25 protein-coding genes and 1 pseudogene are annotated in these 24,673 nt (G+C 59.7%); 12 read left to right on the top strand and 14 right to left on the bottom strand.

The annotated features are described in order from the left end of the window. Positions 1-2: 2 nt before the first annotated feature. From cyoD to cyoA, 4 genes are read right to left on the bottom strand one after another with little or no spacing between them, the layout of a single operon-like run. Positions 3-341, bottom strand: a complete 339-nt coding sequence (gene cyoD / locus CAG47_RS19355) for a cytochrome o ubiquinol oxidase subunit IV (RefSeq protein WP_085726442.1) — start codon at positions 339-341, stop codon at positions 3-5. After that, positions 342-968, bottom strand: coding sequence for a cytochrome o ubiquinol oxidase subunit III (locus CAG47_RS19350; protein WP_085726441.1), 627 nt, complete (start codon positions 966-968; stop codon positions 342-344). Between the two features lie 3 nt (positions 969-971). Then, complete coding sequence (cyoB, locus tag CAG47_RS19345; protein WP_085726440.1) at positions 972-3,002, bottom strand: cytochrome o ubiquinol oxidase subunit I; 2,031 nt, start codon at positions 3,000-3,002, stop codon at positions 972-974. Positions 3,003-3,005: 3 nt separating this feature from the next. Beyond that, positions 3,006-3,947: a ubiquinol oxidase subunit II gene (gene cyoA / locus CAG47_RS19340; RefSeq protein WP_085726439.1), complete on the bottom strand. Its 942-nt coding sequence runs from the start codon at positions 3,945-3,947 to the stop codon at positions 3,006-3,008. A gap of 27 nt (positions 3,948-3,974) precedes the next feature. Here cyoA and CAG47_RS19335 point away from each other — a divergent pair, with 27 nt between their 5' ends. Next, the gene (locus CAG47_RS19335; protein ID WP_085726438.1) at positions 3,975-4,235 is read left to right on the top strand and encodes a hypothetical protein; all 261 of its coding nucleotides are present in this window, start codon (positions 3,975-3,977) and stop codon (positions 4,233-4,235) included. Positions 4,236-4,786: 551 nt separating this feature from the next. Here the strand turns inward: CAG47_RS19335 and CAG47_RS19330 are convergent. After that, positions 4,787-5,296: a disulfide bond formation protein B gene (locus CAG47_RS19330; protein ID WP_085726437.1), complete on the bottom strand. Its 510-nt coding sequence runs from the start codon at positions 5,294-5,296 to the stop codon at positions 4,787-4,789. Between the two features lie 305 nt (positions 5,297-5,601). After that, positions 5,602-6,783 (bottom strand): NO-inducible flavohemoprotein, encoded by a 1,182-nt coding sequence (gene hmpA, locus CAG47_RS19325; protein ID WP_085726436.1) that lies wholly within the window; start codon positions 6,781-6,783, stop codon positions 5,602-5,604. Between the two features lie 156 nt (positions 6,784-6,939). Between hmpA and norR the strand changes: the two genes are divergently transcribed. The 4 genes from norR (at position 6,940) to CAG47_RS19305 (ending at position 11,030) form a co-directional block, all read left to right on the top strand. Beyond that, positions 6,940-8,490: a nitric oxide reductase transcriptional regulator NorR gene (gene norR, locus CAG47_RS19320; RefSeq protein WP_085726435.1), complete on the top strand. Its 1,551-nt coding sequence runs from the start codon at positions 6,940-6,942 to the stop codon at positions 8,488-8,490. Positions 8,491-8,761: 271 nt separating this feature from the next. Continuing rightward, the gene (locus CAG47_RS19315) at positions 8,762-9,664 is read left to right on the top strand and encodes a chemotaxis protein CheV (RefSeq protein WP_085726434.1); all 903 of its coding nucleotides are present in this window, start codon (positions 8,762-8,764) and stop codon (positions 9,662-9,664) included. A gap of 27 nt (positions 9,665-9,691) precedes the next feature. Further along, entirely contained in the window at positions 9,692-10,150 is a 459-nt protein-coding gene (locus CAG47_RS19310; RefSeq protein ID WP_177409041.1) for a GNAT family N-acetyltransferase, read from the top strand. Positions 10,151-10,280: 130 nt separating this feature from the next. Continuing rightward, the gene (locus tag CAG47_RS19305; RefSeq protein ID WP_085726433.1) at positions 10,281-11,030 is read left to right on the top strand and encodes a YkgJ family cysteine cluster protein; all 750 of its coding nucleotides are present in this window, start codon (positions 10,281-10,283) and stop codon (positions 11,028-11,030) included. Positions 11,031-11,092: 62 nt separating this feature from the next. Here the strand turns inward: CAG47_RS19305 and CAG47_RS19300 are convergent, their stop codons facing one another. Next, positions 11,093-11,350 carry a hypothetical protein gene (locus tag CAG47_RS19300; RefSeq protein ID WP_085726432.1) on the bottom strand — a complete coding sequence of 86 codons (258 nt, stop codon included), beginning with the start codon at positions 11,348-11,350 and terminating at the stop codon, positions 11,093-11,095. A gap of 199 nt (positions 11,351-11,549) precedes the next feature. Here CAG47_RS19300 and CAG47_RS19295 point away from each other — a divergent pair, with 199 nt between their 5' ends. Both CAG47_RS19295 and CAG47_RS19290 read left to right on the top strand, forming a co-directional pair. Beyond that, positions 11,550-12,524 carry a D-glycerate dehydrogenase gene (locus CAG47_RS19295; protein ID WP_085726431.1) on the top strand — a complete coding sequence of 325 codons (975 nt, stop codon included), beginning with the start codon at positions 11,550-11,552 and terminating at the stop codon, positions 12,522-12,524. A gap of 192 nt (positions 12,525-12,716) precedes the next feature. Further along, positions 12,717-13,226, top strand: a complete 510-nt coding sequence (locus CAG47_RS19290) for a DUF2165 family protein (protein ID WP_085726430.1) — start codon at positions 12,717-12,719, stop codon at positions 13,224-13,226. 6 nt (positions 13,227-13,232) lie between these two features. On the opposite strand, the gene CAG47_RS19285 is transcribed toward CAG47_RS19290, so the two are convergent. Then, entirely contained in the window at positions 13,233-14,135 is a 903-nt protein-coding gene (locus tag CAG47_RS19285; RefSeq protein WP_085726429.1) for a DMT family transporter, read from the bottom strand. 151 nt (positions 14,136-14,286) lie between these two features. Between CAG47_RS19285 and CAG47_RS19280 the strand changes: the two genes are divergently transcribed. Beyond that, entirely contained in the window at positions 14,287-15,162 is an 876-nt protein-coding gene (locus CAG47_RS19280; RefSeq protein ID WP_085726428.1) for an AraC family transcriptional regulator, read from the top strand. A gap of 550 nt (positions 15,163-15,712) precedes the next feature. Here the strand turns inward: CAG47_RS19280 and CAG47_RS19270 are convergent. Together CAG47_RS19270 and CAG47_RS19265 are read right to left on the bottom strand one after the other, a co-directional pair. Next, a complete protein-coding gene (locus CAG47_RS19270) occupies positions 15,713-16,120 on the bottom strand; it encodes an HPF/RaiA family ribosome-associated protein (RefSeq protein WP_085726426.1) in 408 nt (135 codons plus the stop codon). Positions 16,121-16,333: 213 nt separating this feature from the next. Further along, a complete protein-coding gene (locus tag CAG47_RS19265) occupies positions 16,334-17,281 on the bottom strand; it encodes a LysR substrate-binding domain-containing protein (protein ID WP_085726425.1) in 948 nt (315 codons plus the stop codon). Between the two features lie 135 nt (positions 17,282-17,416). Between CAG47_RS19265 and CAG47_RS19260 the strand changes: the two genes are divergently transcribed. Further along, the gene (locus tag CAG47_RS19260; protein ID WP_085726424.1) at positions 17,417-18,793 is read left to right on the top strand and encodes an L-serine ammonia-lyase; all 1,377 of its coding nucleotides are present in this window, start codon (positions 17,417-17,419) and stop codon (positions 18,791-18,793) included. 301 nt (positions 18,794-19,094) lie between these two features. Next, positions 19,095-19,412, top strand: a complete 318-nt coding sequence (locus CAG47_RS19255) for a DUF3509 domain-containing protein (protein ID WP_085726423.1) — start codon at positions 19,095-19,097, stop codon at positions 19,410-19,412. Here the strand turns inward: CAG47_RS19255 and CAG47_RS19250 are convergent. Further along, positions 19,409-19,909: a phosphate-starvation-inducible protein PsiE gene (locus CAG47_RS19250; RefSeq protein ID WP_085726422.1), complete on the bottom strand. Its 501-nt coding sequence runs from the start codon at positions 19,907-19,909 to the stop codon at positions 19,409-19,411. The two genes, CAG47_RS19255 and CAG47_RS19250, sit on opposite strands and share 4 nt — an antisense overlap. Before the next feature lie 275 nt (positions 19,910-20,184). Between CAG47_RS19250 and CAG47_RS19245 the strand changes: the two are divergent. Continuing rightward, positions 20,185-20,424, top strand: a pseudogene (locus tag CAG47_RS19245) (YebG family protein); the annotation flags it as partial. A 186-nt stretch (positions 20,425-20,610) separates the two neighbouring features. Here the strand turns inward: CAG47_RS19245 and CAG47_RS19240 are convergent. Beyond that, a complete protein-coding gene (locus tag CAG47_RS19240; RefSeq protein WP_085726420.1) occupies positions 20,611-21,630 on the bottom strand; it encodes a Glu/Leu/Phe/Val dehydrogenase dimerization domain-containing protein in 1,020 nt (339 codons plus the stop codon). 182 nt (positions 21,631-21,812) lie between these two features. On the opposite strand from CAG47_RS19240, the gene CAG47_RS19235 reads away from it, so the two are divergent. Then, entirely contained in the window at positions 21,813-22,616 is an 804-nt protein-coding gene (locus CAG47_RS19235) for a SirB1 family protein (RefSeq protein ID WP_085726419.1), read from the top strand. Positions 22,617-22,717: 101 nt separating this feature from the next. Here the strand turns inward: CAG47_RS19235 and maiA are convergent, their stop codons facing one another. Next, on the bottom strand, positions 22,718-23,353 hold the full coding sequence (maiA, locus tag CAG47_RS19230) for a maleylacetoacetate isomerase (protein WP_085726418.1): 636 nt from the start codon (positions 23,351-23,353) through the stop codon (positions 22,718-22,720). A gap of 12 nt (positions 23,354-23,365) precedes the next feature. Next, a complete protein-coding gene (fahA, locus tag CAG47_RS19225) occupies positions 23,366-24,670 on the bottom strand; it encodes a fumarylacetoacetase (protein ID WP_085726417.1) in 1,305 nt (434 codons plus the stop codon). Between the last annotated feature and the right edge of the window lie 3 nt (positions 24,671-24,673).

The raw sequence follows: 24,673 nt of genomic DNA, 5'->3' as shown, positions 1-24,673 counted from the left end.
CCTCACTTCGCCATCATGAACGTGTGGATGCTGAACATGATCCAGATCGACAGGCCAACCAGCAGGACAATCACGATCGCGGCAAAGACAAACGCGATGACGTTGTTGCGCTGTGCAGCCGAACGGTCCAGGTGCAGGAAGTACACCAGGTGCACCAGTACCTGAATCACCGCGAATGCCACAACGATCAACAGAGTGATCGACTTCGGCAGCGTCGGGTACATCACCAGGCCGAATGGAATCAGGGTCAGGATGACCGACAGGATGAAGCCAATGCCGTAGGACTTGACGCTGCCGTGGCTGCCATCGTCGTGGCCATTGTGGGAATGAGCGTTAGCCATTTACATAGTCCCCATCAGATAAACAACGGTGAATACGCAGATCCACACCACGTCCAGGAAGTGCCAGAACAGGCTCAGGCAGCTCAGACGGGTCTTGTTGGTCGCCGTCAGGCCGTTTTTCTGCACCTGATACATCATGATCGCCATCCAGATCAGGCCGCTGGTCACGTGCAGACCGTGGGTACCGACCAGGGTGAAGAACGCGGACAGGAAGCCGGAACGGTTAGGACCGTAGCCCTCGGAGATCAGCATGTGGAACTCGTTGATCTCCATGCCGATGAAGCCGGCACCGAACAGGAAGGTCAGGGACAGCCAGCCCAGGACCTGCTTCTTGTTGCCACGGAAGAACGCCAGCATGGCGAAGCCGTAGGTGATCGAACTGAACAACAGCAGAGCGGTTTCGCCCAGCACGTATGGCAGCTCGAAGATGTCGTGGCCCGACGGGCCACCCGCTACGTTGTTAACCAGTACCGCGTACGCTGCGAAGATCGATGCAAACAGAATGCAGTCGGTCATCAGGTAGAGCCAGAAACCGTATACGGTCATCTCGCCCGAGTCGTGGTGATGGTCATCATGCCCATGTCCATCGACATGGGTGTGTCCAGCATTGGTCACTAAGTTCGACATGGTTTAAGCCTGTTCCAACGAGGTTTCAACACGGGTGGCGGTGGCCGGGATTTTCCCTGCCGCAACCAGACGCTTGTGCTGCTCGGCTTCGATGCGCTCGATCACGTCGACCGGCACCATATAGCCTTGATCATCACGGGCCGCGTGGATCGCGAAGTAGATCACGGTGCCGGCCAGGCTAGCGATTGCCAGCCACCAGATGTGCCAGATCATCGCGAAACCGAACACGGTCAACAGTGCGCCCATGACCACACCGGTGGCGGTGTTGTTTGGCATGTGGATCGGTTCGTACTTGGCCGGAGCCTTGTACGCGGTACCGTTTTCCTTGGCTTCGGTGAACGGGTCGATACCGTCGGCTTTTGGCAGTACAGCGAAGTTGTAGAACGGTGGTGGCGACGAAGTCGACCATTCCAGGGTGTGTGCATTCCACGGGTCGCCGTGTTCGCACATGTTCTCTGGCTTGTTGCGGTCACGCACACTCACGTAGAGCTGGATCAGCTGGCAGGCGATACCGAAGGCGATCAGGATCGCACCGAACATGGCGACGTACAGGTACGGCACCCACTCAGGGTTGGTGGTGGCGTTCAGACGACGGGTCATGCCCATGAAGCCCAGCGCATAGAGCGGCATGAACGCGACGAAGAAGCCGCTGATCCAGAACCAGAACGCTGCTTTACCCCAGCCTTCGTGCAGCTTGAAGCCGAACGCTTTCGGGAAGTAGAAGCCGAAACCAGCGATGTAGCCAAATACCGCGCCGCCGATGATCACGTTGTGGAAGTGCGCGATCACGAACAGGCTGTTGTGCAGGACGAAGTCGGCACCCGGGATGGCCAGCAGTACGCCGGTCATGCCGCCGATGGCGAAGGTCACCATGAAGCCCAGGGTCCACAGAACCTGGCTGGTGAAACGCAGACGGCCCTGGTAGATGGTGAACAGCCAGTTGAACAGCTTCACACCCGTCGGGATGGAAATCAGCATCGTCGCCAGACCGAAGAAGGCGTTGACGCTGGCACCCGAACCCATGGTGAAGAAGTGGTGCAGCCAAACCATGAAGCCCAGTACCGAGATCGCGCCCGATGCGTAGACCATCGAGTGGTGACCGAACAGGCGCTTGCCGGTGAAGGTCGAGACGACTTCGGAGAAGATACCGAACGCTGGCAGGATCAGGATGTACACCTCAGGGTGACCCCACGCCCAGAACAGGTTCACGTACATCATTGGATTGCCACCAAGTTCGTTGGTGAAAATGTGGAAATCCAGGTAGCGGTCAAGCGTCAGCAGCGCCAGGGTAGCGGTCAGGATCGGGAACGAAGCCACGATCAGGACGTTGGCCCAGGTGCAGGTCCAGGTGAAGATCGGCATGTCCATCAGCTTCATGCCAGGGGTACGCATTTTCAGCACGGTGGCCAGGAAGTTGACCCCCGTCAGCGTCGTACCCAACCCGGATAGCTGTAGCGCCCAGATGTAGTAGTCCATCCCCACGCCCGGGCTGTATTGCAGGCCCGACAGCGGCGGATAGGCAACCCAGCCGGTCTTGGCGAATTCGCCGACGCCCAGGGACAGGTTGATCAGGACTACGCCCGAAACCAGCAGCCAGAAGCTCAGGGAGTTCAGGAACGGGAAGGCAACGTCACGCGCGCCGATCTGCAGCGGCACTGCAAGGTTCATCAGGCCGGTGAAGAATGGCATCGCCATGAAGATGATCATGATCACACCGTGAGCGGTGAAGATCTGGTCATAGTGTTCAGGTGGCAGGTAGCCAGGCGAACCTTCGGTGGCCATGGCCAACTGGGAACGCATCATGATGGCGTCGGCAAAGCCGCGCAGCAGCATGACCATGGCGACGATGATGTACATCACGCCGATTTTCTTGTGGTCGACCGAAGTCAGCCACTCGGTCCAGAGGTAGGTCCACTTCTTGAAGTAGGTGATACCCGCGAACAACGCCAGACCACCGAGCGCGATCATGGCGATGGTCACCATCACGATCGGCTCGTGGAAAGGAACTGCTTCCCAACTTAATTTACCAAACATCGTTTACTCCTCTGCCCCGGCAGCTGAATGCGAGTTCATGTCCGTAGCGGCCACTTCTTTCTCTTTCTCGTTCTTCTCGTGGTGCACCTTCGGACCCGGTTTCATGCCTTCGTACTTGTCGACGATGATCTGGAACAGGTTCGGCGTCACCGAGGAGTAGAGCTCGACTGGGTTGTTCTGGCTCTGCTTGGCAAGGGCTGCGTATTCAGCTTGTTCAAGCTGCTTAGGCGACTTCTTGACTTCGCTGACCCAGGCGTCGAACTCTTCCTGAGAAGTTGCGATCGCTTTGAATTTCATGCCGGTGAAACCAGCGCCGCTGTAGTTGGCGGAAATACCGTCCATTTCAGCGTTCTCGTTGGCGATCAGGTGCAGCTTGGTCTGCATGCCCGCCATCGCGTAGATCTGGCCGCCCAGCGCAGGGATGAAGAACGAGTTCATCACAGCGTCGGAAGTGATCTTGAAGTTGATCGGGGTGTGCGCCGGGAACACGATCTTGTTGACCGTGGCGATGCCTTGTTCCGGGTAGATGAACAGCCACTTCCAGTCCAGCGCGACCACTTCGATGGTCACAGGCTTGACGTCGGATTCCAGCGGCTTGTACGGATCCAGCGCGTGGGTCGACTTGTAGGTGACGTAACCCAGGGCAATGATGATCAGCACTGGAACAGCCCACACCGCGATCTCGATCTTGGTGGAGTGGCTCCATTTCGGGGTGTAGGTAGCGCTGGTGTTGGACGCGCGGTATTTCCAGGCGAACAGGAAGGTCATGATGATGACCGGCACCACGACCAACAGCATCAGCAGCGTTGCGGTGATGATCAGGTTTCGCTCGTCCAGACCGACCTGGCCCTTGGGATTGAGCAAGGTCATGTTGCAGCCTGACAGCAACAACGTGCCGATCAGCGGCAATAAGCCTAGTAGTCTGGGGTACCTGTTTTTACTCATCTCACGACCTCTAAAGCAGCTTGCGCAATGCAGTTGGGTTTTGATCGCCAACACTTCACCCTGCCAAGGGTTGGCATTTTTCTTGGATTGAATAAGGGCATGCCCGTCGTGCGTCAGACGCTGTACGACAAATCCTGGGCGTGCGGCGAGTTCTTATTCGAATTCGTGGTCAAAGGCCTTGTTACAGACCAATTCCATTTGGTGCGGATAGTTGGGTGTTCCGACACCTGGGCATCGCATGAAGCCACCAGACCTCTCGACACCCTGTTTCCGCTCAAGCCTGGTTAAGATTTGAGCAGTGCCGGGAATTCAGTGCGGGCGATTGTAGATATGTAACGTTCTATAAACCATGTCTCATCCCGAAATAATTTTTATCCGAACCAGCAACAATCATTAACCGTTTTCGCAAAAGTGGCGCATCTTATCGAAATTGATTCTCAACAAAAACACCAAAATAAGTAGGCCTTCCTCCCGCAGTTCAGACAGTATCGGGTTACTCCCCACTGCCCTCGACCCTGTCCAAGGCCCGATATGACGGGGGCTCTGGCCATTCGCCAGACCCTGTTAAAACTGCCTGTTCGCGTTCGATCCGGAAAAAATCGCAAGCCTGCAAATCAGTCCAATTTCGTTACGTTTCCATGTCCCAATCCGGCCGCCATGAGCGCCCTGCGACACCGAATCTGTGACAACATGTCGCACATGTGTCGCACCCTTGGCTGTCACACATCACGGTCTTTTTACCCGACCTCTGAAATGTGCCCGGCCAGACAAAAAAGCCCCGGACCTCTCTGCGAGGGCCGGGGCTTTTTTTGTCCGACAATGTGTGTCGACAGATGACCTCAGCGCAGCGCCTTGCGGTTACGCGACGTTAGCAGAGGCACCAGCACCACGATCAGCACGAAGGCGACCAGCGCCCACTGCGCCAGCGACAGACCGAGGATCGGCGGGTATGGCGTGGAGCAGAAACCATCGACCTGGAAACCCAGCGGGAAAATCTTGGCCAGCGGCAAATCATCGACAATCGGTTGCAGCACATCGATGCCACAGCTGACCGCCGGATAGAACTGCGTATAGACGTGATGCCCGGCAACGCCGACGCCTGCCAGCGCGCAGATCACCACCAGGGTTTCGAACACCGTGATGCTGCGACGGGTGCGCATGGCGGCGCCGATGAAGGCGAAGATCGCGATCAGCAGCAACGCATAACGTTGCAGGATGCACAGCGGGCAAGGCGCCTCGCCCAGGACAATTTGCATGTACAGCGCACCGCCGATCAGCGCCAGGCAAATGATGCCCAACAACACCAGGTAGCGCCGTTCACGCCCCAACCGCATGGATTCATCGCTCATCGCGTTTCCCTTGAAGATTTCGATTGTCCGCCAGTCTACACGCTGCCCCGGACCTTTGAGAGTCTGGCGCGTGTCAGGGGGATTCGAGGGAATAGACGACAAGACGGTTAAGAAGGGATTAACTTTCTGACTTTTTTCAGTTCAAGACCGCGTCGCCTTCATCGCGGGCAAGTCGAATCGTCGCACCGCCGCTCCCACAGGGATTTGTGTCGATCCAGAGTGATGTGAACGACACAAAACCTGTGGGAGCGTGGCTTGCCCGCGATGAAGGCGACGCGGTGAGACTGACTCACCGCACCAGAGCCTTACTCCAGCACCGCTGCCGGCCCGAAGAACTCATAGCGGCTTTGCTGCTCCGGCACGCCCAGCGCCTTGAGGTGACGCTTGATCGCAGCCATGAAACCTTTCGGCCCAAGGAAGTAAGCATCCAGGTCACGCTGCTCCGGCAGCCATTGATGCAACTGCTGCTGGCTCAACAACCCGACCTTGTGCGCCGCCGGGCTCACGCCGTCATCCTCTGAATAGCAATAGAAGCGCTTGAGTTGCGGGTGACGCTCGGCCAGGCCGTCGATCCAGTCGCGGAAAGCATGGACGCTGCCGTTGCGCGCGCAATGGATGAAATGCACTGGCCGCTGGGTCTCCAGCGCCGCTTCGAGCATTGCCAGGGTCGGGGTAATGCCGACGCCGCCGCTGATCAACACCAGTGGCTTGTCGCTGGCGGTCAGGATGAACTCGCCCGAAGGCGGGAACAACTGGATGCTCGCGCCGACATGCAACTGGTCGTGCAGGAAGTTGGAAGCGCGGCCCCCGTCCTCACGCTTGACGCTGATGCGGTACTGGCCGTTGTTCGCCAGCGCCGACAGCGAGTAGTTACGGCGGATCTCTTCGCCGTCGAGGATCAGTTTCATGCCGATGTACTGGCCGGGCTCCGCCACCAGGATCGGGCCTTTGTCCGCGGGTTCAAAGTAGAACGAGGTGATCTCGGCACTCTCCTCGACCTTGCCTGCCACGATGAACTCCCGCGCGCCGCGCCAGCCGCCCGGTGCCTGTTCCTTCTGGTCGTAGATACTGGCTTCGGCACCGATCAGGATGTCCGCCAGCTGCCCATAAGCCGCACCCCAGGCCGCAATGACTTCAGGGGTGGCAATCTCTTCGCCCAGCACTTCGGCGATGGCGCGCAGCAGGCACGAGCCGACAATCGGGTAGTGCTCCGGCAGAATCTGCAGAGCCACGTGCTTGTTGATGATCTTGGCCACCAGGTCGCCCAACTGGTCGAGCTGGTCGATATGGCGTGCATACATCAAGACGCCGTTGGCCAGGGCACGCGGCTGGTCACCGCTGGCCTGGTGGGCCTGGTTGAACAGCGGGCGGACTTCTGGGTACTCGGAGAGCATCATGCGGTAGAAGTGCGTGATCAGCGCTTCACCACCGCTTTCAAGCAGCGGCACAGTGGATTTGATGATGGCACGGTCTTGAACGCTCAGCATTAGGTAACTCCTGGTCTTCTTGGGTTGCTAACGGATTACCCTATGCTTATCAGCTTCCATGCCAACTATTTAATCGTTATAAATCAATAAATTAATAACTTCATAGTCATTTAGACAGCAACTGATTTATAGTCATGTCGACTACACGGAGTCACTATGACTGCAAAATCCCTGCTCACCGCCCTGCTACCCCTGGTCTCCGACCTGTCCCGCGAACTGCCCGAGGGTGAGCGTTATCGCCGCCTGCTGGATGCCATGCGCGCACTGCTACCCTGCGACGCCGCCGCCCTGCTGCGCCTCGATGGTGAATGGCTGGTGCCGCTGGCCGTCGACGGCTTGAGTACCGACACCCTCGGTCGGCGCTTCAAGGTCAGCGAACACCCGCGTTTCGAAGCGCTGCTCAGCAGCCCCGGCCCGACCCGTTTCGCTGCCGGCTGCGACTTGCCAGACCCTTATGACGGCCTGGTCGATGGCCTGGATGATCATCTGGAAGTCCACGACTGCATGGGGTGCCCCCTGTTCATCGATGAGCGCCCGTGGGGTCTGCTGACCCTCGACGCCCTCGATCCGGAGCGCTTCGAACCGATCGAACTGGATGCCCTGCAAGCTTTCGCCAGTCTCGCGGCCGCCACGGTCAACGCCGCCGAACGCATTGAGCGGTTGAACAACCGGGTCGAAGATGAACATCAACGCGCCGAGGTCTACCGTCAGGCCAGCGGTCAGCAGAATCGCGAAATGATTGGCCAGAGCAAGGCCCACAAGCGTCTGGTCGAAGAAATCAGCCTGGTGGGCGGCAGCGACCTGACCGTGCTGATCACAGGTGAAACCGGGGTCGGCAAGGAGTTGGTGGCCCAGGCCATCCATGCCGCCTCGCCCCGCGCCGACAAACCGATCATCAGCCTCAATTGCGCCGCGCTGCCCGACACATTGGTGGAAAGCGAATTGTTCGGCCATGTCCGCGGCGCCTTCACCGGAGCGATGAATGACCGCCGTGGCAAGTTCGAACTGGCCAATGGCGGTACGCTGTTCCTCGATGAAGTCGGTGAGTTGTCGCTGACCGTGCAGGCCAAGTTGCTGCGAGTATTGCAGAGCGGTCAGCTGCAGCGATTGGGTTCGGACACCGAGCATCAGGTCGACGTACGCCTGATCGCGGCGACCAACCGCGACCTCGCCGAAGAAGTTCGCAGCGGCCGCTACCGCGCCGACTTCTATCACCGCCTCAGCGTTTATCCGTTGCTGGTCCCAGCCCTGCGTGACCGCGGGCGCGATGTGCTGCTGCTCAGCGGTTACTTCCTGGAGCAGAACCGCTCGCGAATGGGTCTCAACAGCCTGCGCCTGAGCAGCGACGCCCAGGCCGCTCTGCTGGCCTACGACTGGCCCGGCAACGTGCGCGAGCTAGAACACCTGATCGGCCGCAGCGCCTTGAAAGCCTTGGGCAACTGTAAGGAACGGCCGAAGATTCTCAGCCTGAGCGCCGCCGACCTGGATTTGCCCGATGCCAGCGTTGAAACCGCTGCCGAGCAACCCGTCGCCACCGTCATGCCAGTGGTGACCGGCGACTTGCGCCAGGCCACCGAGCGTTATCAGCGCCAATTGATCGCTGCCTGCCTGGAACGGCACAACCACAACTGGGCAAGCGCGGCCCGTGAGCTAGGCTTGGATCGGGCGAACCTGGGGCGGATGGCCAAGCGGTTGGGGATGAAATAGCGTCGCTACAGGGTGAATGAAGTCTTTGTGGCGAGGGGGCTTGCCCCCGTTCGGGCGCGCAGCGGTCGTAAACCCGGCGACTCGGTTTGACTGGTGAAAAGCTGGGGCCGCTTCGCGACCCAACGGGGGCAAGCCCCCTCGCCACATTGGTCCTGTGTTTGCCCCGAGAGAGGTACTGACCCTAAAGCCTGCCTCAAACAAGTCGATAACCCGGCATCGAAGTCATTTACGATCCCATGATCGCCCGCCAGCTTTTTCAGAGAAGGTTCATATGTCCTCCACCAAAGCCCGCGCAGACTCACTTTCGCTTCTGTTGTTTACCTTGCGCAGCGGCAAGCTGATGGCGATCAACCTGCTCAAGGTCAGTGAAATCATTCCCTGCCCGCCGCTGACCCGGCTGCCGGAGTCGCACCCGCACGTCAAAGGCATCGCCACCCTGCGCGGTGCCTCGCTGTCGGTGATCGACCTCAGCCGCGCCATTGGCGAGCGACCGCTGGAAGACCCGAACGGCGGTTGCCTGATCGTCACCGACGTCAGCCGCTCAAAGCAGGGCCTGCATGTGCAGGCGGTGAGCAAGATCGTCCACTGCCTGACCACCGACATCCGCCCGCCGCCCTTCGGCTCCGGAGGCTTGCGCGCCTACATCACTGGCGTGACATCGGTCGATGGCACCCTGGTGCAGGTGCTGGACATCGAAAAAGTCATTCACGGTATCGCCCCGGTACAAATCGAAATGGCGCCGACCGAACTGAGCATGGAAGACGCCGAACTGCTCGGCAACGCGCGCATCCTGGTGGTCGATGACAGCCAGGTCGCCTTGCAGCAATCGGTGCACACCCTGCGTAACCTCGGTCTGCAATGCCATACGGCCCGCAGCGCCAAGGAAGCCATCGACTGCCTGCTGGACCTGCAAGGCACCGCGCAGCAGATCAACCTGATCGTCTCGGACATCGAAATGTCGGAAATGGACGGCTACGCCTTTACCCGCACCCTGCGGGAAACCCCGGATTTCGCGCATCTTTATGTACTGCTGCACACGTCGCTGGACAGTGCGATGAACGCCGAAAAAGCACGGCTGGCGGGGGCGAACGCGGTACTGACCAAATTCTCTTCGCCGGAATTGACCCAGTGCCTGATCACCGCGGCCAAGGCTGTCGCCGAACAGGGTTATTGAGTGTTGACCGAAGAATTCTGCTGGCTGATGCGGCGCGACCTCTCTGTCGTCGTGCCGCCTCCCGATTGGCCGGTAGGCTTGCAACTGCGCGAATACCGTCCCGAACTGGCCACCGCCGTGCACCGGCTGATGGAACTCGGTTATCTCGACGGTGGTGGCCGCGTAGCCGCGCTGGACATGTGGCAACGGCAGTTCGAAACCGACCCTGAATTTGACCCGGCCCTGTGCTTGATCGCCCTGGACGCCGAAGATGTGGTGGGTGTGTGTCAGTGCTGGACCAGTGCCTACATCAAGAATCTGGTGGTGCACCCGCAGTTTCAGGGCCGGGGATTGGGACGAGCGTTGTTGCTCCAGGCGTTCAAGGTGTTCCAGCAGCGGCGCGAAGGCTTTGTGGACCTCAAAGTTCGGGAGGACAACCTTCGAGCGCGGCGCTTGTATGAAAGCGTCGGGATGCGCGCAGTCCGCCGGGAGCCGATTCCACTCTGACACACCGCCAATGGGACTCCATCCTCCCGGCCGGCAAAGCCAACTGAGTGGCGCATAACTTGCTTCGATAGCGGCGTTTGTGGCGGCATTCTGTCGCCGTTTCATGCCCTGTAATGCGAACGAACGCTCGATGAATACAACGTTTTCTTGTGTAGGCTGTGGCAAATGCTGCAACGACCACCACGTGCCCCTGACCCTGAGCGAAGCCCGGATGTGGGCGGCCGACGGTGGTCAGGTGGTCGTGCTGGCGGAAGCGTTTCTGGACAACGGCCTGGGTCTGCCTGTGCAACAACGGGAACACGCCGAACGTCGTTCGGCGGCAGTGCGCAGCGGCGAATCCGAAGCGTACGTGGCCATTACCTTCGCCGCCTACAATGTCGGCCCCTGCCGAAATCTTGACGAAGACAACCTCTGCCGCATCTACGAACGCCGACCGCTGGTGTGTCGTATCTATCCAATGGAAATCAATCCGCACATTCCCCTGAACACCACCGTCAAGGAGTGCCCGCCAGAGTCATGGGAAACCGGGCCGGACTTGATCGTCGGCGGCAATCTGGTCGATCAGGAACTGGCGCAATTGATCCAGCGCTCGCGTCAGGCGGATCGCGATGACATTCATATGAAGGATGCGATTTGCGCCTTGCTGGGCATTCGCACGACGGCCTTGAAGGGCGACGGGTTTACCGTTTATTTGCCGGATATGCTGGAGTTTGCTGCGATCGTCGACGACCTGGCTGGGCAAACATTGCCTGAATGGGGCAGTGAATGGCAGTTTCATGTGTCGGGCGATGATATCGCGGAGCACGTACTGGCCGCAGGCGCGCAAGTCGCGACGGGGGCGCCGGCAAATTACTCGTTTATTTCGTTGCGGCCAGCTTGATCCGAAGAATTCGTCGACTGTAATTGCCCCATCGTCAGATCGAGCAACTCAAGGCGTGAAACTCAGCGCTTGCCCATCGACCGACGAGTCCCCGGCGGCGCCATGCCCGGCGTCTTGGTGTGACCATTCTTGGCGCCGTTGTTGTACCACGGCTTGTTGGAGCCTTTGGCGGCTGCCAGCTCACCCGGCTTGAACGGGAATTTGAATGCAGGGATCTCGGCTTTGGTTGCGCTGTCGGCGCTGGAGTCGACGCTGTCTGGCAGCTCTGCCTGCACGTCACCCAAGGTGTCGGCGACCGGCGGTTGTTTCGGGGAAGTCATGATGGCTCCGGGTGGTGCATGAAGTGTCGGGCCCGGTGAGCGGGCCACGAAAAGCGGCAGTATAGCGGAACGGCAGCGACAAGCTTCAAGCGGCAAGCTTCAAGTTAAAAACGTCAGGGCCGACGTTTAAACTTGCAGCTTGCCGCTTCAAACTTGTAGCTTGCTAAGCATTCTTCACCGCCCGACGAGCCCCCCTCACATGAAAAAGACTGTCCTGGCCTTCAGCCGCGTCACCCCGGAAATGGTCGAACGCCTGCAACAAGATTTCGATGTCATCGTGCCGAATCCGAAAAACGGCGACATCAACGCCCAATTCAACGAAGCCCTGCCCCAGGCCCACGGCCTGATTGGCGTCGGTCGCAAACTCGGCCGCGCCCAACTGGAAAACGCAGCCAGGCTGGAAGTGGTGTCCAGCGTCTCGGTGGGCTACGACAACTATGACCTCGCCTACTTCAACGAACGCGGGATCATGCTGACCAACACGCCGGATGTGCTCACCGAAAGTACCGCCGACCTGGCGTTCGCGCTATTGATGAGCAGCGCACGCCGCGTCGCCGAGCTGGATGCCTGGACCAAGGCCGGGCAATGGCAAGCCAGCGTCGGAGCGCCGTTGTTCGGTTGTGATGTGCATGGCAAGACGCTGGGCATCGTCGGCATGGGCAACATCGGTGCCGCCATCGCCCGCCGCGGTCGACTGGGATTCAACATGCCGGTCATCTACAGCGGTAATAGCCGCAAGACCGGACTGGAGCAGGAACTCGGCGCGCAGTTTCGCAGCCTCGACCAGTTGCTGGCCGAGGCCGATTTCATTTGCCTGGTGGTGCCGCTCAGCGAACAGACCAGACACCTCATCAGCCAACGCGAACTCGCGCTGATGAAGCCGAGCGCCATTCTGGTGAACATCGCCCGTGGCCCGGTGGTGGATGAACCGGCGCTGATCGAAGCGCTGCAAAACAACCGAATTCGCGGTGCCGGCCTGGACGTGTACGAAAAAGAACCGCTGGCCGAGTCGCCACTGTTCCAGTTGAAGAACGCCGTAACCTTGCCGCACATCGGCTCGGCCACCCATGAAACCCGCGATGCCATGGCCAATCGTGCCCTGGCCAACTTGCGCAGTGCGCTGTTGGGCGAGCGGCCACAGGACCTGGTCAATCCGCAGGTGTGGAAAGTCTGATTAAACAATGGCACGTCATAATCGGCGTGCCATTTTATATAAAGTCTGGAAAAACCCCTCAAACAGCTGTCCATCCAACCCATACAACCATCGACATAAATCGCAAAGCACTCATCACCCGCACATCATCTAAACATCTATAAACTCCGAAAAACAAAAACGCATCAACCGTACATTCGGAGAGCATCCTGCATGAGCTATTTCAACACCGCCTGCATGGTAAGACGGAGTAAATTATTAGTTGTTTTCATGGCGGCATTATTCGGTGCAACGACCCTTATCAACAACATCACCGACTACACTGCATACGCCGAGTATATCGGGCGAATCATCAGCATGAGCGATACCGTCGGCAATGATTCCCGCCGTTACCGTGCCATCAGCTCTCCCCTGTTCCACCACCGCTTTTACTGGGCCCTGATCTCACTCGAAACCATATTCACATGCAGCTGCGTAGTTGGAACTTATCAACTCTACCGTAAACTCGACGCACCGCTCCGCGAGTTCCACGAAGCCAAAAAATTTGCCATCAGCGGCTTTATTACAGGTATTTTTACGTATCAGGTCTTCTACAACATCATACTAAACGAATGGTTTGACTTGGAGTACTCCAAACAGGCCAACGCCTTTGAATGGGCACAAACCCAAATCCAATACATGTTCTTCGGCATGATTTATCTGTTGGCGGCAAGGGATACCTGAATAGTTTCAAGCCAGTTTGCCCACAACCGGACTGAGACTTGCCTTGGGTTTGCGAAACACCAGTACATTCCCCGACATCACCAACACCAGTCCCAACAGTGCCGGCACCGTCCATTGATAACCCTCGACGAACGCTGACACATTGAGCGCCACCACCGGAAACAGCACCGTGCAGTACGCGGCCCGCTCAGGTCCCATGCGACCGACCAGTGTCAGGTAGGCGGTGAAACCGATCACCGACCCAGGGATCACCAGGTACAGCAGTGAGCCGATGTAACGCGCACTCATTTCCATGTCGAAGGGAATGCCCTTGACCAGGCACCAGACCGAAAGCATCGCCGCCCCGTAAGCCATGCCCCAGGCGTTGGTGGTCAGCGGTTTGAGTCCGGCCTTCTGCTGCAGGCTCGAAAGCATATTGCCCGCCGAGAAACACAAGGTGCCGCACAAGGCCAGGCCCAGGCCAAGCAAGGTTTCCGGGCTGGCGGTATGCCCGACCAGTTCCGGCCAGAACAGCAGGCCCAGGCCAAGCAGGCCCAGCGCACCGCCCATCAGCACATTGCGGGCGATTTTCTGGCCGAAGAACACCCGCGCGTTGAGGGCATTCCACAGGGTCGCGGTGGAAAACACCACGGCCACCAGGCCGCTGGGGATCCACTGGCTCGCCGTGAGGAAGCACATGAAGTTGACGCAAAACAGGCACAAGCCCTGAGCCAGGCAAATCAGGTGCCCCCGACGGTTCATCACTTGCAGACGCCGGCTGAGCAGCAGGATCACGAACAGCACCAGCGCAGCGAGGCCGAAGCGATAGACGATCGACACGGGAATCGCCACCACGCCCAGTTGCCATTTCAAGGCAATCCAGGTGGTGCCCCAGATCAGCACGGTCAGCAAATACAAAGAAAGGTTCATGGCGAAGGCTCCTCGACAGGTGTCCAGTGTCCGGCGTCACGCCTTCGCGCACTTGCATAAACTTGCGCTTTTGTCTGGCGACAGGCTGGCAGGGAAACGTCCACGGAGTAGGATGCAAGGCGTTGGATGCAGGTGCTGGAGAGCAACGATCATGGCTGCACTGGATACCCTACAAGTCTTTCAAGCCCTCAACCGCTCGCCGAACGCTCGCCTCGAGCACAGCGCCGAGCTCGGTGACGGCTTGTCCGCAGCCTTGTGGAGCAATCACCACGACGCCCAGGAATACGAAGCGCCCAGCCACCACACGTTGTCCTGTTACATTGCCGGCGGCACCGGCACCTTTCGCCGCGACGAGCCCGGCAAAAAGGGCGCGCCGGACAAACTGTGCATCCTGCCGGCTGAGCACCAGTCAGGCTGGGTGATCAATGGCGACATTCGCTTGGCACACCTGTATTTCAGCCCCGAACAGTTTGCCCTCGGTTGCGTCACCCTGCTCGATCGCGAACCACGGCAAATGCAACTTCACGAGCAGACCTTTCTCGATGATCCGCAGCAGGCACTGCGCTTTCGGCAGTTGATCGCCCTGAACTGGGACGAGCCGGGCGAACGCGTGCTCACCAGCAGCCTGGCTCACGAAATGCTCAGCCATGCCCTGCTCAGCCAGGTCAAGGTACGGCAAGGCCTGCGCCTTAAAGGTGGGGTGGCCGCGCATCAGCGTCGGTATCTGGTGGAGTACATCGACAGCCATCTGGATGAGGCCATCAGCCTTGGTCAATTGGCGGCGTTGTGCGCGTTGTCGGAATACCACTTCGCACGGATGTTCCGCGAAAGTTTCGGCTTGCCGCCCCATCAGTATGTGCTGGCACGGCGCCTGAACCGGGCGCGGGAGTTGCTGCGCACAACCTCACAACCACTGGGGGAGATTGCACTGGCCTGCGGTTTCTCCAGCGCCAGCCACTTCACCAACCGCTTTCGCCAGGCCCTGGGCGGAACGCCCGGCGAGTATCGGCAGGCGTTTTTGCGCTAGTCCCGATCTTTTTTCGCCCTCACTGCCGCCTTCGCGGGCCCGCGCCCACAGGCCAGGATCACGGACACCGGGCGAATTCCATAAGCCAGCGCAAAGCGCCGGCTGCATGCTGCTGAAGAGAGTGTTGAGCCACGACAGACTGGACTCGGCGGGTACCGTTGGAAACGCAACTTCCAGCTGCATCCAGTGCGACGTTTCGCCCTTGAAGCAAGCCAAAAATCAACCCGGCCCAGGTGTGCAACCAGGACATCGACTGGCGAAAGTCCTCTTTCATGAACTGTCCACCCCGTATGCCAAGTCGACCAGCGTTACCAGCATCAGGCCCGGCACCATCAGACCGAACCAGGCTCGCCACGCACAGCCACAGGCAAAGCACCAGATCACGGCCAGCAGCTAAACCGGAAACGAGCTCATCATCCCGATCGCCTACCGCTTCGGCGCTAGCACCCGCGAAGCGACCGCCAATCACCATGGCATCCTGAAGCCACAAACGGAAACGGGCCTGCAATGCAGGCCCGTTCTCATGGGAAGGTAAACAGTGAATCAGGTGTCAGCCGTTAAGCGCTGCCTGTTCGTTTTCCAGAAACTCTTCTTCCAGCAGCCGGTCGGCATGGGCGCCACTTTCTATAGGGACCACGTTGGCGCGTTTACCGCGCAATCTGCCGAACATATGCTCCAGCGCATGTTCAAGTTTGGCCGCTGCACCGTCGATCGCCTGCTCCATGGTGGAGGCTTTATGGGTGACGGAAACCGGTTGATGGCCTTTTGGTCGCGCCTCCAGTTGGCAGCGCATGTCATGGGGACCCGGCTTGTCGCCGTTCTCATCCCGCAGGTGAACCTCGACGCGTGTCAGGTCCTCTTCGTAGCGTTCGAGCGTGCTCTCAATGGTCGTACGTACCCACTCCTCCAGTCGTTTACTGCCTTGAATATGGTTATCGCTATTGACTTGGATTTGCATAGTTCATCCCTTATTTCAGCTAGCTCGCGAGAGGCCGGTCAGCTAAGCCCTTGGGCGTCATCACCGTGACCTCTTGCCTACACAATCGGTCTGTACGCTGAACAATTCAACCCCTGAAAAAAGATAAATATTCATACGCAGAAAAACCGGACAACGGGCAAAAGCGCTGGTAAGGTCGGGAGTTGGGTCGCCCTGCCCTTGTGTAATATTTGCTCACATTTGCCGCTCCCCCAACGGGTGCAGGCTGCGAAAAGCACCCGCCTCCTCCACCAACCAATCGTGCACCGCGCGTACACCCGGGTGGCTCAACGCCCCAGGCGCGTAAAGCAACATGTAACGCTTGTGATTAGGCACCGCCAGGCCGAAAGGCACGATCAATGCGCCGCGCTCCAGTTCGTCGTTGAGTAGCGTTCGTCGGGCAATCGCCACCCCCATCCCTGCGATGGCCGCTTCGATCGTCAGGTGATTGCGATTGAAAGTATGCCCGCGCCGCACATCCGCCCCCTCGAAACCAATGGCATCGAGGTAGAACTCCCACTCCGCGTACTCGTAGCTGCCACGCCAGGCGGTGATGTCGTGCAGCAAGGGAAAGTGCATCAGGTCTGCCGGACCATGCAGCGGCGGACGACCACGCAACAGACTCGGCGCGCACACAGGGAAAATCTGCTCATCGAGCAAAGCTGTGGATAACAGGCCCGGGTAGCTGCCGTCGTTCAGGTCGATTGCCAGATCGAAGTCGCCTTCATGCAAAGGCACGCTGCTGTCCTCGGCCACCAGGCGCAACTGGATGTCCGGAAAACGCTGCTGCAAACGCGGCAGGCGCGGCGTCAGCCATTTGCTCAGGAACGACGGAATCGAACGCACCCGCAGAATCCCGCTGATCATGCCCGCATCCAGTCGTCGCAATTCCGTGTCGATGCTGCCAAAGGCTTCATTGACGGTGATGGCCAGGCGCTGGCCCTCGGCACTCAGCTCCACACCGCGGGCGCGGCGATGAAAAAGGCGAAAGCCCAGGCGTTCCTCCAGCTGGCGGATCTGCTGGCTGACCGCCCCCGGTGTGATGTGCAGTTCTTCGGCGCATCGGGTGAACGACAGGTGCCGCGCGGCACAGGCAAACACGTTCAGCCAGACATAGGTCTGGGCGTGCAGTTGACGGCTCATCGTTTAGCCCTGCTAAAGGATCTCTTAGAAAGTTTCGTTGGTCACGCAGGACCTTGACGGGCAGTATCGCCGATATTGCGCTTGTCCTACAAAAATGGCGGCGATTCCTCTTCCATTGCTTGTATAGGCTTTAGCATGGCTATCAGTGTTTTCGATCTCTTCAAAGTCGGCATCGGCCCGTCCAGTTCCCATACCGTCGGTCCGATGCGCGCCGCCGCGACCTTTGCCCGGCAGTTGGTCGAACAGGGTTTTCTGGCTGACGTGCGACGCGTGGAGATTCGCCTTTACGGTTCTCTGTCGGCGACCGGCGTCGGCCACGCAACGGACCGCGCCTGCGTCATGGGCTTGATGGGCGAATGGCCCGACAGCATCGACCCCACCACCATCGACAGCCGAATCAACACCCTGCGCGAAACCGGTCAGTTGCCTCTGGCAGGTGTTTCGGACATTGCCTTCGACTGGCGACGCGATCTCCTGCTGCTCGACGAGAGCCTGCCCTACCACCCCAATGCCATGTCCCTGACAGCTTTCGGCGAAACCGGTGAACTGTTCGAGCAAACCTATTACTCGGTGGGCGGCGGCTTCATCATCGAAGCGGCCGAAGCCGAGTCCGGTGTCGCACCGGCTGGCGATGTAGCGCTGCCTTATGACTTCTCCAGCGCCGCCGAACTGCTCAAGCTGTGCAACGAGCACGGGCTGCGGGTGAGTGAGCTGATGATGGCCAACGAACGGGCATGGCGTGACGATGCCGAGATCCGCCAGGGCCTGCTGCATATCTGGTCGGTGATGCGCGAATGCGTCGAACAAGGCCTGCGCCACGAAGGCATCCTGCCGGGCGGCCTGAAGGTTCCACGCCGAGCGGCGAAACTGCATCGCAACCTGCAGGAAATCGGCAAGCCGAATGTCATCACTTCCACCTTGTCAGCGATGGAATGGGTCAACCTGTACGCCCTTGCCGTGAACGAGGAAAACGCCGCTGGCGGGCGCATGGTCACGGCGCCGACCAACGGAGCGGCGGGGATCATTCCGGCAGTGCTGCACTACTACATGAAATTCAATGCCGATGCGTCTGACGACGATGTGGTCGCGTTCTTCCTCGGTGCCGCTGCCGTTGGCATCCTGTGCAAGAAAAACGCATCGATCTCCGGGGCCGAGGTCGGCTGTCAGGGTGAAGTCGGCTCCGCCTGCGCCATGGCTGCCGCCGGCCTGGCAGAGGTGCTTGGCGCCACCCCGGAGCAGTTGGAAAACGCCGCCGAAATCGGTCTGGAGCACAACCTCGGCCTCACCTGCGACCCGGTTGGCGGGCTGGTTCAAGTGCCCTGCATCGAGCGCAACGCAATCGCTGCCGTGAAGGCCATCAATGCCACGCAAATGGCCCTGCGCGGCGACGGCAAACACTTCATTTCCCTGGATCGGGTAATCCGCACCATGCGCGATACCGGCGCTGACATGCATGACAAGTACAAGGAAACGTCACGGGGCGGGCTGGCGGTGAACTGGGTGGAATGTTGATCGCTTTGGAGGCACGCCCGTCGTTATTGCCCTGAAACGTGCAAAAAACGAGGCCCCCTGTAGGAGCGAGCACGCTCGCGAAAATTCCTCAGGCGCCGCGAATCATCCGGACTGACGCGTTATCGTTCACGACCATCGCGAGCGTGCTCGCTCCTACAGGGGGGCGTGTTTTTTGTTCGGCATGCCCCTTGCTAAGTCCTGGTTGGAACAATGATGGCGAGATAGCCGGTGGTCAGGCATTGCGAACCAACCCGATCACGGCCGGTCAACAACTGCACGTTCAATCAGGCGGTGACGCATCATGGACAACCCTTTCCAGCTCATTACCGATGCCTTTGCGCCGGATTACCAGATCAACCTGAGCATCCAGGGCCTGGACGGCAGCATCATGCTGACCCTTTCCAACAGTGGCCGCATAGTGGCCAAACGCATGATCAGCGCCGAACAACGCAATGATCCCCAACGTCTCAAGCGTCTGGTTCAAAGCATTCAATTCGGCATTGCCATCGAACAAGGCCACAGCGCCATGGCCATCCTCGAAGCCATGACCGATGGCGGCACGCGCAGACGGCCGCCACCAACCAACAAAGGCCGCCCCCGACCCGCCATGGGGCTTTAAAGCTCGCCCTTTTCCACTTCCGGATGTTCACTGGAGCCCACACCTGTTCTGCGGTGCGGGTTCTCGATCTTCACCGAAGGAAACTGCGACGAAGCATAACGCACCACCAGAATCGCAAACGCCAGCAGCAAAATGCCGCCGCACAGGTAGATGATCCCCAGGTCCGGCGGGTTGTGGTGCGAAACGTTGGAAATAAGCAGCCGCGTCAGCGCGGTGATCGCCACGTAGATCAGGAAGCGCACGGGCATGTGGTTGGTCTTGAAGTAAATCCCGACCATCGCCCCCAGTTCCAGGTAGATGAACAGCAGCAAGATGTCGTCGATCTTGATGTGCCCCTCTTCGATCATCCCGAGAAACTCCATCACCGCCGCCCACGCAGTCACCGCACCAATGGCGAACAGCGCCAGGTAGTGAAAGGTTTCGACGAACAGATTGCCCAGTGACTCGGCCAGTCCGTGTACGTTCTGCCGCAGTTTTTCGGCCCAGTTGATTTTCACGATGATGCTTCCTTAGGTCGGTTCGACCGGATGATGCGGGGTGGACGTGACGGTTTTCCGCATGCAGAAAAAAGGCCAGCCCATGATGGCGAGCCGCTCCGGATAACGCGCCGTGGCGTTTGGTCGCACCTTGGTGGCACCTCGCCTGACAAATGTCGAAAGCGGTCTACATTAAAAAGCCACTACCCAAAAGACAGGGTTTCGCTTATCCTTTCGCTGTATATAAATACAGTAGTCGAAACCGACAACCAATGTGAAGGCATGTGAGGTGGTGAATGGCCGTCGAAGTGGTATACCGCAGCAGCCGAGATCTGGAGCGCTTGTTCATGGATAAAGCCGAAGCTGACCGTCATGACAAAATGCTCGAACTGGCCGAATTGCTGGCTGAAGTATTGCAAAAAGCCGTTCCGTCCCTGACCGAGCAGCAAGTGGAAGAAGCCGGGATCTACATGGCGAAGAATCGCGATGTGTTCGCCAAGGCGTTCAAGAGCCAGCCGGACGCCCTGTCCGAACTGCTCAGCGCACCAGTAGAAATCGCCGACCCCGTCGCTGCGGCCGATGTCGTTGAAGCCGCTGAGCCGATTGCCCCGGTCAAACCTGCCAAGGCTCCCAAAGCCACCAAGTAAGCAGAACGCAAATTGAACAGGCCCTGAGTCGAATGGCTCAGGGCCTTTTTCATGCCTGTGGAAAACCCATCGGACTCACCGGTACAACACTTTCTCCGCCAGCTCATCGGCCACCCGTGCCGGGGAGCGCTTTTCCGCCTGGGCGTGGGCGAACACCTCGGTCAGGCGTGTGCTGATTTTCGACAGGTGCGCGGTGATGGTCGACAGTTCTTCACCCCGGTGCTTGAGCGACACGTAGATCAGCCCGCCAGCGTTGATTACGTAATCCGGTGCGTAGAGGATGCCGCGACGTTCCAGTTGGTCGGCGACGTCCAGGTGCGTCAGTTGATTGTTCGCCGAGCCGGCCACCGCCGAGCAGCGCAATTGCGACACGGTATGGCTGTTGAGTACACCACCCAGCCCGCAAGGCGCGAGGATGTCGCAGGGAGTGCTGAGCAGCGCATCGTTGGCAATCGGGTGCGCGCCGAGTTGCTCCATGGCCAGTTGCACCTTGCCGTGATCGATGTCGCTGACCAGCAGTTCGGCACCGGCGGCGTGCAGCTGTTCGGCCAAGGCATAGCCGACATTGCCCAGGCCCTGGATAGCCACGCGCAAACCTTCGAGGTTATCGCTGCCGAGCCGGGCCATGGCGGTGCTGCGGATGCCGGTGAACACGCCCATCGCCGCGTGCGGCGCAGGGTCACCCGCCGAAGTGGTGCTGGTGACGTGCTGGGTGTGTTGGGCGATGCAATCCATGTCCGCCACGGAAGTGCCGCTGTCGATGGCCGTGATGTAGCGACCTTCGAGCTGTTCAATGCAGCGTCCGAAGGCTTCGAACAATGCCGCTCGGTTTTCCACATGGGCCGGGCGCACGATCACCGCCACACCCCCGCCCTGGGCCAGGCCGGCCAGCGCGGCTTTGTAGCTCATGCCCTGGGCCAGGCGCACAGCATCCTCGACCGCCGATTCGTCGCTGGGGTAGGCAAGGTAACGACACCCACCCAGGGCAGGCCCCAGTCGGCTGTTATGAATGGCAATGACCGCCTTCAACCCGGAGACCGAGTCAACGCTCAGATGCAGCGATTCAAGGCGAGTACTTTGCATGAGAGCGAACATCGTAAGGCTCCCGAATCACGTCTTGTAGACGCCAGTATAGGCTTGCGCCCAAAAATTGCTGAAGCGCACAGGAATAAGCGCAGCCATGAATCAGGCTTTCGGAAATAACCTGAATTCGACCTGCGCGGCACTGGACGAATGCCGGAGAGGGGGCTAAAACGAGGCATTGCCCGGAGATTTCAATGACCCCGCGCCAATCGTTTTTCGCCTGTTTGCAACGTTCGCCGCCTGCTCTGTTCGAGGCGGCGCTGTGGATTGCGGTCGAACATGACAGCGAAGTGAAGCCGCAGGCGCTGCTGGCCGATTTCCAGGCATTGCAACAACGGGTCAGCGGCGGTTTGCCGATGTTGCCGGTCAGCGAACTGGCCCAGCCCCTGCTGCGGCGAATGAACGACCTTGGCTTCGCCCAGGACGACTTCACCCCCTTGCGCCCGCAAGTGGCACTGCTCGACAAAGTACTGGAACGGCGACGGGGGCAACCCTTGACGCTGGGGCTGATTGCACTGGAGTTGGCCAGGGGCCTGGAGATTCCCATGGTCGGGGTCAACTTCCCCGGGCATTTCCTGCTGCGGGTGCCGGGCGCCGACCACTTGCTTGATCCCTGCGGCGGTCGTCGCCTCTATCCGAACGATTGCCGGGAATTGTTGCAGCGCCAGTACGGCCCGAACATGAAGCTCGGCGCCGAGCACCTGGAAACCGCCGAACCGGTGCAGATGCTGCAGCGGCTGTCGCGCAACCTGCGCCAGTTGTACCTGTCCCACGACGATTACATCAATGCCTTGATCGACGCCGATCGCGTCCTGGAACTGGGCAACGCCAGCTCCGCCGACTATCTGGCCCGGGCCAGTCTGTACCAACGGCTGGACTGTCCGAACGCCGAGCGCTTCGACCTTGAGCATGCACTGCTGCTCAGCGACGATCCGATCCAGCGTATTCGCCTGACGGACCGGCTCGGGCATCTGCCGCCGAACGCCATCGTTCACTGATCACAACTCAATGTGGGAGAGAGCCTGCTTGCGAAGAGGGCGTGCCATGACACACCGCAATCGCGAGCATGCTCGCTCCTACATTGGGGCGGTGTGAGGTCTCAGGGCGTGTCTGGCTGGTTCGCCGGATGCGCCTTGATGAATGCCGGATGCGTTGCGGCCAATGCCGCCACTCGGCGGATTCGCGGGTAAGCCTCCAGAGAAACGTTGAAACGCTCGGCCGCATACAGTTGCGGGATCAGGTAGACGTCCGCCAACCCAGGCTCGGGGCCGAAGCAGTAACCGGCATCGCCGATCAACTGCTCCACCGTCGCCAACCCCTGGCCAATCCAGTGGCCGATCCACTCCACCACCTGCGGTTCGTCGTAGCCCGACTGACGCAGCCGATTGAGTACGCTGACGTTGTGCAGCGGGTGCACATCGCAGCCGATCACCGCCGCCACGCCGCGCTCGTGAGCGCGGGACGCCAGGTCTTTGGATAGCAGTGGCACCTGTGGATAACGCTCCTCCAGGTACTCGATGATCGCGGGAGACTGGATCAACAGCTCACCTTCATCGGTGCGCAAGGCCGGCACGCGGCCCTGTGGGTTGATGCCCAGGTAAGGCGGCTGCCGATGCTCGCCACCCTGCGGCGCGATCAGGTTGACTGGCAAGGATCGGTAATCCAGCCCCTTGAGCGCCAACGCGATACGCACCCGGTACGACGAAGTCGAACGGTAGTAGGTATAGAGTTCCATGCCTTGCTCCTGTCAGCGCGCCGGCAGCACTTTGCCGCGGCATTCGCCGAAGCCGATGGACGCGAACCCATCGCGGCGGCAACGTCCGCGCAGGATGATTTCGTCGCCGTCTTCGAGGAACTTGCGCACCTCGCCCGAGGCCAGTTCGATCGGCTTTTTACCGCCCTCGGTAATTTCCAGCAGGCTGCCGAACTGACCGATCTCGGGTCCCGACAACGTGCCCGAGCCAAACAGATCACCGGCCTGCAATTGGCAACCGTTGACGCTGTGATGCGCAACCATTTGCGCCACGGTCCAGTACATGTGCCGGGTGTTGCTCAATGTCAGGCGATGGGCTGGCAGGTTCTGTTCGCGCATGGCCTCGGTGAGCAGCAGCACTTCCAGTTCGATGTCGAACGCGCCAGCGGCCTGATCGCGCTTGTCGAGCAGGTACGGCAGCGGCTGCGGATCGCCTTGCGGACGTTCAGGCTGGGCACGACGGAATGGCTCCAGCGCTTCGGCGGTGACGACCCACGGCGAGATGCTGGTGATGAAGCTCTTGGACAGGAACGGCCCCAGCGGCTGGTATTCCCAGGCCTGGATGTCCCGAGCGGACCAGTCGTTGAGCAGGCAGAAACCGGCGATGTGATCGGCGGCATCGCCAATGGCAATCGAGTCGCCCATGTCGTTGCCCTGGCCGATCCAGATGCCCAGTTCCAATTCATAGTCCAGGCGTGCGCAAGGGCCGAACGTCGGCTCGTTCTGACCGGCCGGCAGGGTCTGGCCTTTCGGGCGGCGCACATCGGTGCCGGACGGGCGAATGGTCGACGCACGACCGTGGTAGCCGATGGGCACGTACTTGTAGTTCGGCAGCAACGGGTTGTCGGGACGGAACAGTTTGCCGACGTTCTGCGCGTGCTCGATGCCAACGTAGAAGTCGGTGTAATCGTTGATTTTCGCCGGCAGGTGCATCTCGCAATCCGCCGCCAGCGGCAGCAGTTTCGCGCCCTGGGCTTCGATCTTGCCGTGCAGGGTACTGCCCTCGGCGAACAGCTCCAGCAAACGCTCGCGCAACGCGACGCGAGCTTCGCGGCCAAGTTCGAAGAACGCATTCAACTGGCCGCCATGGGTCGCTTCGACGGCTGCCTTCGCGGCGCCATCGAACAACCCGGCTTCCAGGGCCGCTTGCAGATCAAAGATGTGCTCACCGATGGCCACGCCGCTGCGCGGTGCCGAACCGTTGTGGCTGAAGACGCCCAACGGCAGGTTTTGCAGGGGGAAATCCGCATGGTCGTTGGCGGAAGCAACCCAGCTGCGAGTGATGGAAGTCTGCGTCATGGG

The sequence above is a fragment of the Pseudomonas sp. R37(2017) genome (assembly GCF_002113375.1).
Taxonomy (GTDB): domain Bacteria; phylum Pseudomonadota; class Gammaproteobacteria; order Pseudomonadales; family Pseudomonadaceae; genus Aquipseudomonas.
The sequence above is the reverse complement of the archived record's forward strand: the minus strand, read 5'-3'. Positions and strand labels throughout refer to the sequence as shown.